This window comes from Marininema halotolerans (assembly GCF_900116235.1).
Taxonomy (GTDB): Bacteria; Bacillota; Bacilli; order Thermoactinomycetales; family DSM-45169; genus Marininema; species Marininema halotolerans.
The window spans coordinates 194881-210129 of the sequence record NZ_FPAA01000004.1; the positions used below are offsets into that span (position 1 = coordinate 194881).

Annotated in this window: 12 protein-coding genes; 11 read left to right on the top strand and 1 reads right to left on the bottom strand. The window is 46.1% G+C overall.

The genetic code is table 11. From position 1 onward, the window contains the following. Positions 1 to 62: 62 nt before the first annotated feature. The 4 genes from CHX35_RS06745 to CHX35_RS06760 all read left to right on the top strand — a co-directional run bounded on the left by CHX35_RS06745 (position 63) and on the right by CHX35_RS06760 (position 4961). Entirely contained in the window at positions 63 to 1019 is a 957-nt protein-coding gene (locus CHX35_RS06745) for a dipeptidase (protein ID WP_091835860.1), read from the top strand. Positions 1020 to 1480: 461 nt separating this feature from the next. Next, positions 1481 to 3241 (top strand): 2-oxoacid:acceptor oxidoreductase subunit alpha, encoded by a 1761-nt coding sequence (locus tag CHX35_RS06750; protein WP_091835863.1) that lies wholly within the window; start codon positions 1481 to 1483, stop codon positions 3239 to 3241. Beyond that, positions 3228 to 4094, top strand: coding sequence for a 2-oxoacid:ferredoxin oxidoreductase subunit beta (locus tag CHX35_RS06755; protein ID WP_091835866.1), 867 nt, complete (start codon positions 3228 to 3230; stop codon positions 4092 to 4094). The genes CHX35_RS06750 and CHX35_RS06755 overlap by 14 nt, the downstream gene beginning before the upstream one ends. Before the next feature lie 204 nt (positions 4095 to 4298). Then, entirely contained in the window at positions 4299 to 4961 is a 663-nt protein-coding gene (locus tag CHX35_RS06760; RefSeq protein ID WP_091835869.1) for a hypothetical protein, read from the top strand. A gap of 36 nt (positions 4962 to 4997) precedes the next feature. Here the strand turns inward: CHX35_RS06760 and CHX35_RS06765 are convergent, their stop codons facing one another. Next, positions 4998 to 5807 carry a tetratricopeptide repeat protein gene (locus CHX35_RS06765; RefSeq protein WP_091835872.1) on the bottom strand — a complete coding sequence of 270 codons (810 nt, stop codon included), beginning with the start codon at positions 5805 to 5807 and terminating at the stop codon, positions 4998 to 5000. A 209-nt stretch (positions 5808 to 6016) separates the two neighbouring features. On the opposite strand from CHX35_RS06765, the gene tdh reads away from it, so the two are divergent. From tdh to mutS, 7 genes are all read left to right on the top strand, one after another. Beyond that, positions 6017 to 7057 (top strand): L-threonine 3-dehydrogenase, encoded by a 1041-nt coding sequence (gene tdh, locus CHX35_RS06770; protein WP_176391941.1) that lies wholly within the window; start codon positions 6017 to 6019, stop codon positions 7055 to 7057. A 33-nt stretch (positions 7058 to 7090) separates the two neighbouring features. After that, on the top strand, positions 7091 to 8266 hold the full coding sequence (locus CHX35_RS06775) for a glycine C-acetyltransferase (protein ID WP_091835875.1): 1176 nt from the start codon (positions 7091 to 7093) through the stop codon (positions 8264 to 8266). A 190-nt stretch (positions 8267 to 8456) separates the two neighbouring features. Further along, complete coding sequence (miaB, locus tag CHX35_RS06780) at positions 8457 to 9929, top strand: tRNA (N6-isopentenyl adenosine(37)-C2)-methylthiotransferase MiaB (protein ID WP_091835878.1); 1473 nt, start codon at positions 8457 to 8459, stop codon at positions 9927 to 9929. A gap of 1 nt (position 9930) precedes the next feature. Continuing rightward, on the top strand, positions 9931 to 10353 hold the full coding sequence (locus tag CHX35_RS06785; RefSeq protein ID WP_091835881.1) for a YlbF family regulator: 423 nt from the start codon (positions 9931 to 9933) through the stop codon (positions 10351 to 10353). A gap of 113 nt (positions 10354 to 10466) precedes the next feature. Further along, positions 10467 to 11039: an outer spore coat protein CotE gene (gene cotE / locus CHX35_RS06790; RefSeq protein WP_091835884.1), complete on the top strand. Its 573-nt coding sequence runs from the start codon at positions 10467 to 10469 to the stop codon at positions 11037 to 11039. Between the two features lie 128 nt (positions 11040 to 11167). Then, entirely contained in the window at positions 11168 to 12544 is a 1377-nt protein-coding gene (locus CHX35_RS06795; protein WP_091835887.1) for a putative amidoligase domain-containing protein, read from the top strand. Between the two features lie 95 nt (positions 12545 to 12639). Further along, on the top strand, positions 12640 to 15249 hold the full coding sequence (mutS, locus tag CHX35_RS06800) for a DNA mismatch repair protein MutS (protein ID WP_091835890.1): 2610 nt from the start codon (positions 12640 to 12642) through the stop codon (positions 15247 to 15249).

Consider the following 15249-nt stretch of genomic DNA (forward strand, 5'->3'; position numbering starts at 1 on the left):
TATCATTGTATAGACAGGTTTTCTTTTGGTTATGGGTCCGAATTTTGAATGGAGGGGATCTTGTGAATTGGGTGGATGGTCATTGTGATGTCCTGTTCAAAATGTGGAAAGATCCAATCAACCATTCCTTTACAAGTGAACAAAGTGCTTTGGACGTTACATGGCCACGGATAAAACAGTCAAGAGTGAGCTTGCAAGTTTTTGCGATTTATATTCCGCAAAGGGTTCCCAGAAGTGGAACATGGGAGGTTGCCTTGCGGCAAGTTGATTATTTTTATGAACGAATCGTGCGAAAGAATGGGCCGCTTTTCCATGTGCAATCCCAACATGATCTTTTACAAATCGGTCGGGGGATACCGGCTGCCCTACTCGCCTTAGAAGGAGTGGATGCTCTGCAAGGTGAGCTTGCCTATTTGCGAATTCTTCACCACTTGGGATTAAGGCAAGTCGGTCTTACCTGGAACTACGCCAACGAAGCAGCAGATGGTGTACTAGAAGGAAGAAACGGAGGATTGAGCAACTTTGGGTGGCAGCTGGTAAAAGAGATGGAACGCCTCTCTATGATCCTTGATGTGTCCCACCTGTCTGTTCGTGGATTTTGGGAGGTGATTCAACAGGCAAGAACACCTGTAATGGCTTCCCATTCCAATTGCCGTGCATTGTGTTCTCATGTACGCAATTTAACGGATGAACAAATCCAAGCACTCATTCAACGTCAAGGATTAATGGGAGTAACCTTTGTTCCTCAATTTGTTCATAATGATCCGCAAAAAGCGACGGTGGATGATCTATTGGGCCATGTTGAACGTGTATGTTCCCTTGGTGGTGAAGGTATCTTAACCTTCGGCTCTGATTTTGACGGAATCGATCATAAAATTCCCGGTTTAGAGCATGCAGGACATTGGGATCATTGGTGGAATGCATTAATTAAACGTTATCCTGAATCATTGGTATATCAATGGGCATTTGGGAATGCGATCCAATTCTATGAGCGTTTCCTTCCTGCTGTAAAGGGTTAATTCAAAGAAAACCGGATGGAATTTAATGAATAAATGTAAGCGTTATCATAAGAAAATGAAGATGGATTGAGAAGCCTTGTAAAGGTGCGAAAACCCTCGTGATAACAAGGGTTTCGTTTGCTGCATTAAAATAAGAGATGGATTAGGGAAGAGAAGAAGAAAAAGGATTCAACGGGGAACTTTCCCTAATCAGCTTGGGTATCCGGTTGATTTTTACGGCCAAGGGGTCTAGAATTGAAGTCGAAAAAGTGATTGCTAAAAACCTATTCTGCAAAGGGCTCTCCATAAAAAATTGGGAGCGGAGTCCCTGGTAGTGGTTAGTCGTTAACAAACTTTTCAAACGATTGACAGAGATAGCCGAATGCTTCGGATTGTCTCGTATGAAGGTGTGTTCCAGCCTTTCGCGGATTTTATCTATGGTTTTCAAGTCGCAGGGTAGATACAAAGGAGATGAATGGAACTTGATCAAGCAGCTTTCGTGGAAAGTGGGCGGCCAACAGGGAGAAGGGATTGACAGTACCGGAGAGATTTTCTCCACTGCGTTGAATCGATTGGGATATCATCTATATGGATATCGGCATTTTTCTTCCCGGATTAAGGGGGGGCATTCCAACACGAAGATCCGGATCAGTACCCAACCAGTGGGGGCCGTTTCAGATGATCTCGATGTCTTGGTGGCTTTTGATCAAGAGACCATTGATCTGAATGCCCATGAACTACACGCGAATGGAGTAATCCTAGCGGACGAGAAATTTAACCCAAAAGTTCCTGATGAAATTTCGGCACGCTTATTTTCCGTGCCGTTTATTAAAATCGCTCAGGATGTCGGTTTGGCACAAATGAAAAACATGGTTGCTGTTGGCGCATCGAGTGCGTTGCTTGGCCTGCCCCTTGAGGCCTTCCAAAGCGTGATCGAAGAGAAGTTTTCTCGTAAAGGTCAGCAAGTGGTGGATAAAAATATGCAGGCCATTAAAGAAGGGGCCGACTATATTCTTAAAGTGACGGGTGAGCCTCTGTCCGAACTAAGGTTAGAACCCTCTGATGGGAAAAAGCGGTTATACATGATCGGTAACGACGCCATCGCTCTAGGAGCAGTGGCTGCTGGTGCACGCCTTATGGCAGCCTATCCGATTACACCCTCTTCAGAAATTATGGAATACCTTATTAAGACATTACCCAAATTTGGGGGAACCGTGGTTCAGACGGAGGATGAAATTGCCGCCATCTCGATGGTGATTGGTGCGAACTATGGTGGGGTACGATCTTTGACCGCTTCAGCAGGCCCAGGGTTATCCCTGATGACAGAAGCCATTGGGCTTGCAGGTATGACGGAGACCCCAGCCGTCATTGTTGATACACAGCGGGGAGGTCCATCCACTGGTTTACCAACGAAGCAAGAGCAGTCAGACCTTAATGCGATGATTTATAGTACGCATGGGGAGATTCCGAAAATTGTTATTGCCCCGAGTACAGTGGAGGAATGTTTTTATGACACCATCCAGGCTTTTAATCTCGCAGATAAATACCAATGCCCTGTGATTATTGTCTCGGATCTAGCCCTATCTCTCGGAAAGCAATCCGTTGAACCACTGGATTATCATCGCATCCACATTGATCGTGGGCAATTAATTACCGAATCCGATGGTTTGAAAGAATTAGCAAACTCTGAACTCTTCAAACGCTATGAACTAACTGAGGACGGGATCTCTCCACGGATCATTCCGGGTGTGAAAAATGGATTGCATCATGTCACAGGGGTTGAGCATGATGAAGTGGGTCGCCCCTCGGAGAACCCACGCAATCGCAAACAAATGATGGAGAAACGTTTGCAAAAGTTAGCAGGTCCAATTGATTTTAAAGATCCTGTATACCTCAATGCTAAGCACGAAGAAGCGGATATTTTGATTGTGGGAATTAACTCTACACGGGGAGTCATTCAAGAAGGAATGGAGCGCTTAGAGAAGGATGGAATGAAAGTGAATCACCTTCACATTCGTCAGTTGCTTCCATTCCCTACCGAACAAGTAAAGCCCTTTGTGGAGAAAGCCAAGAAAGTCATTGTTGTTGAAAACAATGCGACTGGCCAGTTAACTGATCAGCTACGATTACACATCGGCATGTTGGATAAAATTCAGCATGTTGGTAAGTACGATGGAAACCCCTTCCTCCCGGCAGAAATCTATCATGAATGCAAGGAGCTGTTTGCCCATGGCCACGTTTAAGGATTTTCGCAATAAAGTAAAGCCAAACTGGTGTCCTGGTTGTGGGGACTTCTCCGTGTTGGCAGCAATGCAACGCGCGTTTGCTAACTTGGGTAAAGAACCTGAAGATGTCGCGATTGTTTCAGGGATTGGTTGCTCAGGACGTATTTCGGGTTATACGAATGCTTATGGATTTCATGGAATTCATGGGCGGTCATTGCCGATTGCTCAAGGATTAAAGCTTGCCAATCGTGATTTGACTGTTGTAGCTGCGGGGGGAGATGGTGATGGTTTTGCAATTGGTATGAGTCATACCATCCATGCCATTCGACGCAATGTCGATATTACCTATATTGTGATGGATAACCAGGTTTATGGGTTAACAAAGGGACAGACATCTCCTCGCAGTGAGATGGGCTTTAAAACGAAAAGCACCCCCAAAGGGGCCATTGAAGCGACCATCGCTCCCTTGGAGATGGCATTGACAGCAGGGGCTGGGTTTGTTGCTCAAGCATTCTCCAGTGACTTAAAACAGATGACTCATCTGATCGAAGCGGGATTAAAACATAAAGGATTTTCTTTGATCAATGTATACAGTCCTTGTGTCACCTATAATAAAATCAATACCTATGATTGGTTTAAAGAGAATCTAGTCAACCTCGAAGACGAAGAAGGGTACGATCCAAGCAATCGCATGCTGGCTATGCAAAAATTAATGGAGAGCCAGGGTCTGATTACGGGATTGATTTATCAAAATAAAGAGCGACAGCCATATGAAGATTTAGTTGCTGGGTTTGAAGAAACTCCCCTTGTCAAACAAGACATGAAGATTTCTCAAGCAGACTTTGATCAGCTCGTCACCGAGTTTGCATAAAAGAACGGGTTGGCGTGAAATTGAAACAGGGTTGATCCTGAGGAAAGCCATTGCTTTCTGTGGGACAGCCCTTTTTCTGATGGAGCTAGTATCCATTTCATATCAGCTTCTCCGGGGTTTGTAAAATCGTGTTATACTTAAAGAGATCCGATTGGTCCGTGAAGAAATGGTGCGGGTATCCGTCAGTAAAAGGAGGGGAAAGCCGTGCCCAAAAATTTATTAGGCTTTTTTAACAACGTAGATAGTAAGAAAGTGATGGGGGAAGCGAAGCGCCTGTTGAGTCAAAGTTACCAAACAGGAAAGAGTGAACTTAACAAAGCGATCCAAAACATGAAAGAAGAGCGAGCTCGTAGGGAACGAGATCTTGCCTATTCGGAGGATTATGAGGCAGAATTTCGTTATAAAGATGAAGAATTGGATTTTAGAATGTTGATTTCAGCAGAAGAAGCGCATATTTATAGCAAAGCAAGGCGCAAATTAAAGGATTTGGAGCAGGTCCAGTCAGACCCACGTATACTGAAACAGTGGGAGGCGAAGAAGTACCTGAGTCTCCATGATCATTTTAGTGAGCAAATCGTAGCTTACTTCCCTGAACGAAATGAAAATCCGATTGCTCTGAATCGAGTCATCCGGTATTGCGAACGACAGATTGAATATGCTCCTGTTGCGCAAAGGGCATATGAGATGGATCCCTATCAATATGGCTTGCCTGTCCATCCTGGCTATCATTATTTGGTGATGTTATATGAAGAAGCCAGTGAATGGACAGAAGCGCTTCGCCTTGCTAAGGATGCCCGGAAAGCAGGTTGGAAGGGAAATTGGGATGTCTGCATTCGAAACCTTGAAGATCAGATTCGTAAACGATAAAAAACGAACAGCCCAGGGGCTGCTCGTTTTTTGGTATTACTGTGCAAGGGAAACACGTTTTTTATACCGTTCAATCCGAGCAGACCAATCACCTTTCCATCCTTGCTGCTCAGCTTGCTTACATAGATCGATCGCTTTATCGATCTCACCTTGTTTTTCATAGATAATTGCAAGTTGCTTATAACCGTAGTGCTGGGGTAATTCCTTTGCTTGATGATCCATTCGATTCGCAGCGATTGCCATGGGAGCATACTGGATTTGTTTTTCACAATAATAAATGGTCTTCTCTAAAGCAGTGGGATCTTCTGCACGACGCTTGTAGTGAGCTTGCGCTTGATCACGATAAAAAATTTGTAAGCTCCAATACTTCATTGCTCGTTGATGTTCTAAGAAGCGTTGTTTATTCTTGGTATTGGCTCCTTCAATCTGTTTCTTAGCGGCAGTAAAGCGTGCCTCTGCAGTCGTTAACACCTGCTGCTCTTCATCGTCTAAGGGCATTGAAAATTGGAAACCTTGCTCTTCAAAGTGAAGCCAGTTTGCGTCTTCCATTGTCTGAGACGGTGGTTCCTGCATAGAGGCGGGTTCTTCTTCTGCTGACATTTTAGAAGAAAGGACCTTGACCTCCTCTATGCGTGTCGCACTTGTTTCTTCCTGGGTGACTGATAATGACGGTGGATTATGTACAGAGGCGGTTTTCGTAGCGGATGTAGTGGTTGCCTCTATTGCCGGTTCGGAAGAGATCGTATTGTGTTCTTCCGATTTCTTTTCCCTAGGTGGTTGTTTAACGCTAGGGGGGGATGTGGGTAAAAGCCATCGTTTTGCACGGGTGAGCCATTTACCGAGCATATTAGCGCCCATCTCCTCGGTATATTTTTCGACGAATTTCGTCTATCGGAATACTAACTTTATGACGGGATTCTGTCAAATTATTTTCAATTTATTTTTCTGAAAATGTCTGCAATCAAAGGACAGTTTTGTTTTTATTCGGGGTAATGGTATAATAACCCCGGAAATCATAGACAATATTAGAACGTTTGTAGGAAGAGGTGTCCGCTGTGGACGGAAAGATGCGTGCGCTTGTTAAACATCATGCTGGATTTGGTGCTGAACTGCGTGAAGTACCGATCCCGCAGGTTGGTCCAGGTGAAGTGCTGGTGAAAGTTCAGGCAACCACCATTTGTGGAACCGATGTCCATATTTATACTTGGGATGATTGGGCAGCAAGCCGTGTACAAACACCGATGGTGTTTGGTCATGAGTTTTCTGGGATTGTGGTTGAGCGAGGTGCGGGTGTCACTCATTTGCAAGAGGGCGATCACGTTTCTGCAGAAACCCATATTGTGTGTGGACATTGCTCGCAATGTCGACGAGGTGAAGCCCATGTTTGCGCCAATACAAAAATTATCGGGGTCGATACCCAAGGATGCTTTGCGGAATATGCTGTGATGCCGGCGGAAAATCTATGGAAAAATGATGCGGAATTACCACCTGAAGTGGCATCGGCAATGGAACCGATGGGTAATGCTGTGCATACTGCTCTGTCTGGGCCGATTGCTGGGCGCACTGTGGCGGTAATTGGCTGTGGTCCAATTGGGGTCATGGCAGTCGCTGTGGCGAAGGCTTCTGGCGCTTCCGCTGTCATTGCTTGTGATATTAATGAGTATCGGCTTCATTTAGCCAAAACGATGGGGGCGACTCATCTCGTTCATTCTAAAGAGGAAGATCCTGTCGCTGTGGCGAAGAAGTTGACCGATGGTGAGGGTGTTGATGTGGTGTTGGAGATGTCCGGAAACCCAACAGCCATTCAGCAAGGATTTTCCATGTTAACCTTCGGTGGGCGGATTTCCATGTTGGGACTTCCTACTCAGTCCGTTGCGTTAGATATTACCAATGATATCGTATTTAAAGGCGCGCAGGTTCATGGCATCGTGGGTAGAAGGATGTATCAAACCTGGCAACAAACCGCAGGTTTCTTAACCTCAGGTCAAGTGGATTTGGCGCCGATGATTACTCACCGGTATTCCTTAGAGGATTTTGCCCAAGGATTTGACCAGATGATGAGTGGACAATCGGGTAAAGTGGTTCTCTATCCGTGATCCATGGCTGATATCTTTATAGGGGGAAAGGCTATGAAGGGTTTTGAGTATCTAGAAAATGAAATTCAGGAATGGAAAAATGCGGGTGCTTACCGACCGTTGACAGAACTTGAATCGGATCAAGGCGCTCGGGTGGTAATTGATGGGAGAGAAGTGATTCAGCTCTCTTCAAACAACTACTTAGGATTAACCACCCATCCTCGTGTAAAGCGTGCAGCACTCGAAGCCGTCGAACGTTTTGGTGCGGGAACAGGTTCCGTACGGACGATTGCCGGGACCTTTTCTATGCATGAAGCTTTTGAACGGGAGCTGGCAGAATTTAAACATACGGAAGCGGCGTTGGTTTTCCAATCGGGTTTTACTGCTAACGTCGGAGTTCTTGCAACTATTTTGACCGAAGAAGATGTCGTCATTAGTGACGCCCTCAATCATGCAAGCATCATTGATGGGATTCGTCTTACAAAGGCGGGTCGTCGGATTTATCAGCATAGCGATATGGAGGATTTGGAGGCGGCATTAAAGGAGACGCAAAATGCTCGTACGCGTTTAGTTGTGACGGATGGCGTCTTTAGTATGGACGGAGATGTCGCGCTGTTACCTGAGATTGTAGAACTTGCAGAAAAATACGATGCCTTAGTGATGGTGGACGATGCCCATGCCAGTGGGGTGATGGGTCGGAACGGACGAGGAACCGTTGATCATTTTGATTTAAACGGCCGTGTCCATATCCAAGTCGGTACACTATCCAAGGCTGTTGGCGTGCTGGGTGGTTATGTTGCTGGACCTGCTGTTCTTCGTGATTACCTCATCCATCGCGCTCGTCCCTTCTTGTTTAGTACCTCACACCCTCCAGCGGTTACAGCAGCTTGTCAAGCGGCGATCCAAGTATTGAAAGAAGAGCCAGCGTTAATCGAGAAGTTATGGAGCAATACGCGCATGTTTAAAGAAGGATTGACTAAACTGGGTTTTAATACGGGAAAAAGCGATACACCGATTACGCCTGTGATCGTCGGTCAAGATGCATTAGCCATGAAGTTTTCTGATGAGCTCCTGAAAGAAGGGGTCTATGCACAGGGGATTGCTTTCCCCACAGTGCAACGTAATCAAGCACGTGTTCGGACGATTGTCACCGCTGCTCATTCGATGGAGGATCTGGAAACCGCACTAGAAGCCTTTGGTCGAGCAGGGCAAAAATTAGGTATTTTATAAGCATATCGGATCGGAACATTCGTCTTTCCCTTGAGTCGTTATTGTCTACTCAAGGGGTTTTTCTTTTGTTTTAGGTGCATACATCATGAATGAAGGGGATGGATCTCATTGAACGGGATGCACCCATCGTTTATAATAAAGAATTATGGATGATCAATCGATACCCTGAGCAGAAAGGGATGAATTATAGATGGATGAAAGCATGCGTAAATATTTTAATCCACCGGATTTAAAAGCGGCGAAAAAGCGGGGGAAGGAAGAAATTTCAGTATTGGAGTTTGATACGATCCCTCCTGAAATGAAGGGAATCGGGGCCGGGAAAAAATATTTAATTCGAACCTTTGGCTGCCAGATGAATGTTCACGATAGTGAGACGATGGCAGGGATATTGGAACAGATGGGTTACGAGGCAACCGATAAGGATGAAGAAGCGGCTGTCATTCTAATCAATACCTGCGCGATTCGGGAGAATGCGGAGGATAAAGTTTATGGGGAAGTCGGCCGTCTTAAGGCGCTAAAGACGGAAAAACCAGAAGTTGTCCTCGGGATGTGCGGGTGTATGTCCCAAGAGGAAAGTGTTGTGAACCGCATTCTAACAAAGCATCAGCATGTGGATCTAATTTTTGGAACACACAATATCCATCGTCTGCCCCAATTACTTTTTGAAGCGTTAATGGGGAAAGAGATGGTGGTAGAGGTATGGTCGAAAGAGGGAGACATCGTTGAAAACTTGCCGAAGGTGAGGGAAGACGGTCTTAAAGCATGGGTCAACATTATGTATGGATGCGATAAATTTTGTACCTATTGCATCGTGCCTTATACACGAGGGAAGGAGAGAAGTCGTCGACCGGAAGATGTGTTAGCGGAAGTGCGTGAATTGGCGCGAAAAGGCTATCAAGAGGTGACGCTTCTCGGACAGAATGTAAATGCCTATGGTAAAGACTTTGCTGAACGTGAGTATCGTTTTGGAGATTTAATGGATGATGTTCGGCAAATTGGCATTCCACGCATTCGTTTTACAACGAGTCATCCTCGTGACTTTGACGACCATTTGATTGATGTGCTCGCTCATAAAGGAAATCTAGTGGAGCATATTCATTTGCCGGCCCAATCAGGTAATAGTGATATCTTGAAGATTATGGCGCGTAAGTATACGCGTGAACAATATAGTGATCTAGTGCGTCGAATCAAAAACAAAATTCCTGATGTGGCACTCACAACGGACATTATTGTCGGTTACCCTGGTGAGACGGAAGAACAGTTCAAAGACACCTTATCCTTGATGGAAGAAATAGAATATGACGCGGCTTTCACCTTTATTTACTCTCCACGGGAAGGTACACCTGCAGCAAAAATGAAGGATGATGTACCGATGGAAGTGAAGAAAGAGCGTCTCCAACGCTTGAACCGTCTTCAAGAGACCATCAGTCGTCGTAAAAATGAAGAATTACGAGGACAAATTATTGAAGTGCTGGTTGAAGGGGAGAGCAAGAAAAATCCTGAGGTTCTATCCGGACGGACACGAGCGAATAAACTGGTGAATTTCCGTGCACCAAAGCACTTGATCGGTCAATTTGTTCAGGTGCGAATCGATGAGCCAAAAACTTGGACGTTGTCTGGTACCCTTGTAGGAGAGGTACAGGTAGGACAAGTGGGAGGTTAATATGGCGATGGAATTGCAAAGTAGTCACCCAGTTCTCCAACATGCGACGCTGTTTGGTGAAAAATTGTTAGCGACGGAGGAAATCATACGATTTCGCTTAGCAGAGAGCCAGGTTCAAAAAAGCGACACCGTAAATGGCTTGATTGATGAGATTAAACGAAAACAAAAAGAACTGGTTCATGCGAAGGCGTATCATAAAACTGAATATATTCGCCAACTGGAAGAGGAGTTGGATACACTGCAAAATCGGATGGAGTCATTGCCGATTGTTCGTGAGTATCAACAGTCCCAAGTGGAAGTGAATGACCTCTTACAAACCATTCAAAAGATTGTAGCCGATGTCGTTTCTGAAAAACTAGAGATTGAAACGGGTGGAGAAACAGGTGGCGGTTGTGGAAGTGGCGGCGCTTGTGGCTGTAATTGAGGCGGGTTTACCCTCGCTAGAAAAAACCCTGTAAATCTCGTAGTTTTTTTGACACCCTGGACTCCTGCCCTGCATACACTTGAGTGAACGATCTGTTTGGAGGAGGGAGCCTCGTGTCAATTACAGATAGCGGTATACAAACCCGCCAAATTATCACGAAAGCAGTCACCGGCAAAGGCCGTAAGTTCTCCCAGACAACGCACTCCATCCAGCCACCCGATAATATTTCCAGTATTTTAGGTTGCTGGATCATCAATCATCAATATGACGCTACACGCATCGGTGACGCCATGGAAGTGACAGGTAGCTATGACATCAATATCTGGTTTTCGCAAAATCGCAATACGAAGACTGAAGTCTCGAACCAAACGGTCCGATACAATGTACCTGTTGAGCTCAGTTATTTTGACAGTAACGTAAGGGAAGGGACGGCAGAGGTGCATGCGGTGGCGACTCAACCACCGAATTGCATTGAAGCCACCATATCGGAAAACGGTACGGTATTGGTGCGAGTCGAAAAGGAATTTTATGTGGAGATGGTTGGGGAAACCAAGGTAAATATCCTTGTCGCACCGGGGGATGGGGATGATTGGGCGGATAAGGCGGGTTCGGATGATTACGAAACCGATGATATCGACTTTGAGGACTTAGACCCCAACATGGTCATTGACGATCTGGATGACTGATTGCATTACAATTTTAAAGCGGTAAAGAACGGAGGCCCAACGCCTCCTTTTTCTTTTTCCGCGTGTACCCTCTTGGGATGAGCAACATATCATATCAAAGTTGAAAATTACACGGGAAGGGGATTGATATGGAATCCTACGACCTGATCTTCGACACAACCGCGAACAGCCGGGACGTCAGTGATCAGGTGGTTACCCCGGAGCAGACCCTTGCCCCGTCCATCCACCTTGAGGGTACCCCATCCTCCATTGCAACTCCGATGCGGGTCCTAAATGACGAAAAAGCGGTTGCTAATACGACTTCACGTGAAAAAATGTGTGAATGTTTAGCGGTTCATGGGATCAAAACAACTGATAAATCTAATTATCTTAAACAATATCTGATCTGTATTTTTCAAACCCATGTGTTACTCACGTATCGGACGCGTTCTCGAAAGGCATGGCTTGCACGGGGACAGAAAAACGCATCCAATCAAGTGATTCGAGTGGCTTCCGAGGAGCAGGGAAGAGAAGTGCGTCGCGTACGCACGTTAGCCATTCGAGCGTTATATGCACTTGGCTTGGACTATGGTCTAGTGAGGGTGGCGGTGCAGGAAGGGAATCAACTCGCCATTATGGATGTCAATCCAGCTCCAAAATTAAACAAAGAGATGGAGTCGGCTTATATCCAAGCAGTGCGAGAGTATGTGTGCCAAATTCCTCATGCGGCGGTGGATTTAAAGCGAGTCACCCTAGGGGCAGATCCGGAATTTATGATGCGACATAGTAATGGTCGACTTGTCATGGCGTCTAAATACTTTCCAAGGCGTGGCCGTGTGGGTTGTGATGCAATCTGGCATGGGCAGAATCGCATGAAAAAACCATTGGTGGAATTACGTCCAGAGCCCACAACTGATCCGCGAGAGCTCGTAATCCGTCTCTATCGAGGGATGATGATGGCTACGCGCAGGGTAAGTGAATCCAATATTCAATGGTTGGCCGGCGCTCTTCCCCATCATCAATTTCCTTTAGGCGGTCATATTCATTTCAGTGGAATTACCCTTAACTTTAAACTACTGCGTGCATTGGACCATTATCTAGCACTTCCGATGGTGCTGGTTGAAGATCGGCGAGGAATTGGTCGCCGCCCTAAATACGGATTTCTTGGGGATTTTCGTCCGCAATTTCACGGTGGATTTGAATACCGGACATTACCCAGTTGGCTGATATCACCGACGTTAAGCAAAGGGGTGTTAGCGGCGGGGCAATTAATTGCCGCACGCTATCCAGAGCTTACTGCAACGGATTTGGTTGATGTATCGGTACAGAAAGCCTATTACGAAGGTCAAAAGGAAGAATTGCAGGATCGTGCGGTTCGACTGTGGGAGGAACTGACGCTTCTTCCTGAATATAAGACTTATAAAAACTACTTAGATTCCTTAGCAAGTTACCTTTTTTCGGGAACGACCTGGGACGAATCAAAAGATTTTCGAATCTCATGGAAATTGCCGCCCTATCGCCGTTAAATAACGGTGGGGCGGCTTGTTCCCTTTTCGGGGCCATGGTAGAATGTTAAACGATGGTTTGAAAAAGAAAAAAAGAACTCGGAGGGGCTGGAACCGTGTCCAATTACACTCCGATGATACAGCAGTATCTATCGATTAAGGCAGAATATGAAGATGCCTTTTTATTTTTTCGTTTAGGTGATTTTTACGAACTTTTTTTTGAAGATGCAAAACGCGCCTCGGAAGTCTTAGAACTGACACTGACGGGTCGTGATGGTGGTGCGAAGGAACGAATCCCGATGTGTGGGGTTCCGCATCATGCGGCGGATGTATACATCGGTCGGCTAATTGAAAAAGGACATAAAGTGGCTTTATGCGAACAAGTAGAGGATCCTTCCCAGGCTAAAGGGGTTGTTAAACGGGAAGTTGTAAGGGTGATCACGCCGGGTACGGTCATGGAAGAAAAGATGCTTGCCGAGAAGGAAAATAATTTTTTAGCAGCCGTGACTAAGCGTGAAGACCATTATGCAATTGCTACCGCTGACCTTTCGACTGGGGAATTCTATCTTACAGAACGGTCAGGTTCTACCATGGCGGTGATTGATGAACTGGCTGCTTTTTCACCAAAAGAAGTGTTGGTTCCTTCACCGTTAGGGGAGAACGAATCCTTTGTCAAGGAAGTACAAGACCGACTGGGCTCGATTTTAACCAGTTTACAGACGGAGGGGCTCCCATCTGCGGCTGAGATGGCAGCAGCGTTGGATCAACAGTTTCCAGGATGTGAAGAAGCTTATGCGTCGCCGGTGTTGCTTGAAGTAGCCGGTCTTCTTCATACCTATCTTCAACAGACGCAAAAACGAGCGATGGCTCACATGAATCGGTTGGAACGATATGATGCAGGGCAATACATGATTTTGGATACGGCGGCGCGGCAGAATTTAGAGTTGACGACCACCTTGCGAGAAGGGCAAAAGAAAGGGTCGCTTCTATGGTTGTTGGATCAAACGGCGACGGCGATGGGAAGTCGACTGCTTAAAAAATGGTTAGACAAGCCCTTATTAGATCAAAAGCGTATAGAAGATCGCCAAGGAGCGATCCAAGCGTTTGTAGAGGATCTCCTCGCTCTAGAGGAGATTCGTGATGGATTGCGGGGTGTATATGATTTAGAGCGACTCTGCGCTCGGATCGCCTATGGTTCTGCAAATGGACGGGATCTTCATGCATTGCGGAAGTCGTTAGAGGCAGTACCCGCATTGAAGGAGAAACTTGCGATGACAGCATCTCCTTTCTTGAGCCAATTGGCCTTTGGGATGGATGGCTGCGATGATATCGTCGAACAAATCTCGTCCTCGATCGTTGAAGAACCTCCCCTCTCCATTAAAGAAGGGAGCATGATTCAAGAGGGCTATGATCATTCCTTAGATGAATTGCGTACCATTCAACAGGAAGGACGCTCATGGATCTCCCAGCTCGAGCAAAGGGAACGGCAAGCGACAGGAGTCCGCTCCCTTAAGGTTGGGTTTAACAAAATTTTTGGCTACTATATCGAAGTGACACGGGCGAACTTGAAGCTGATTCCAGAGGACCGATATCAGCGGAAACAAACGCTTGCGAACGCCGAGCGATTTGTGACTCCTGAGTTGAAAGAGAGGGAGCGGCAAATTCTCACAGCAGAGGAGAAGTCGGTTGAGATGGAGTATCGACTTTTCGTGGAAGTAAGGGAATCCATTGCCAAAGAAATTGCAAGGATTCAACGTTTGGCTGAACAGGTGGCGCAGGTGGATGTTCTTCACTCCTTGGCCGTGGTTGCGGATCGTTATCATTACGTTCGTCCCCGAATTCAAAGCGATGATACGCTATTCATTGAAGGGGGTCGTCATCCTGTCGTTGAAGCAGCAGTGGGTGAGCGTTTTATTTCAAATGACCTCTTGTTAGATCAGAAGCACCGCCAGGTATTGTTAATTACTGGCCCCAATATGGCTGGGAAAAGTACCTACATGCGTCAATCAGCACTGATTACCTTGATGGCTCAAATGGGATCATTTGTCCCGGTGAAACAAGCGGTTATTGGAATTGTTGATCGCATCTTTACCCGCATCGGTGCCGCCGATGATCTGGTAGGCGGACGAAGTACCTTTATGGTGGAGATGGATGAGACTCGGCAAGCCTTAGGACAAGCTACCTCCCGTAGTTTAATTTTGTTAGATGAGGTGGGAAGAGGTACTTCCACCTACGATGGGATGGCATTGGCCCAGGCGATTGTTGAGTACATCCATGATCATGTAGGGGCAAAAACTCTCTTTTCGACCCACTACCATGAATTAACTGCACTCGCTGGAGATCTCGATCGTGTTGTGAATGTCAATGCTCGTTGTGTGGAAAAAGATGGAGAAGTCGTCTTTTTGCACAAGATTGAAGAGGGTGGGGCTGATCGAAGTTACGGAATTCATGTTGCTCAACTGGCAGGATTGCCTCGTGAGGTGATCCAACGTGCACAAGAGATTCTACATGGATTAGAATCAACAACCCGTGATGAAGAAATGGGGTTGCCCACTTCGCATCAACTAAATCTCTTCCAATATGAGGCGGCAGTCACCAAAGAGGATTCATATTCGGAAGGGGAACGAAAAGCGATGACATCCCTACGCGATTGGGATGTTATGAATCACACTCCGTTGGAATCCCTTCAGTTCCTGCAGGAGTTACAACGAAGCTTAAAGGGGTAA

What these genes read in the sequence shown, in the direction of transcription:
- CHX35_RS06755 (WP_091835866.1), top strand. Translation starts at nt 3,228, where the DNA reads ATGGCCACGTTTAAGGATTTTCGCAATAAAGTAAAGCCAAACTGGTGT.
- CHX35_RS06765 (WP_091835872.1), bottom strand. Translation starts at nt 5,807, where the DNA reads ATGCTCGGTAAATGGCTCACCCGTGCAAAACGATGGCTTTTACCCACA.
- CHX35_RS06775 (WP_091835875.1), top strand. Translation starts at nt 7,091, where the DNA reads ATGAAGGGTTTTGAGTATCTAGAAAATGAAATTCAGGAATGGAAAAAT.
- miaB (WP_091835878.1), top strand. Translation starts at nt 8,457, where the DNA reads ATGGATGAAAGCATGCGTAAATATTTTAATCCACCGGATTTAAAAGCG.
- CHX35_RS06785 (WP_091835881.1), top strand. Translation starts at nt 9,931, where the DNA reads ATGGCGATGGAATTGCAAAGTAGTCACCCAGTTCTCCAACATGCGACG.
- CHX35_RS06795 (WP_091835887.1), top strand. Translation starts at nt 11,168, where the DNA reads ATGGAATCCTACGACCTGATCTTCGACACAACCGCGAACAGCCGGGAC.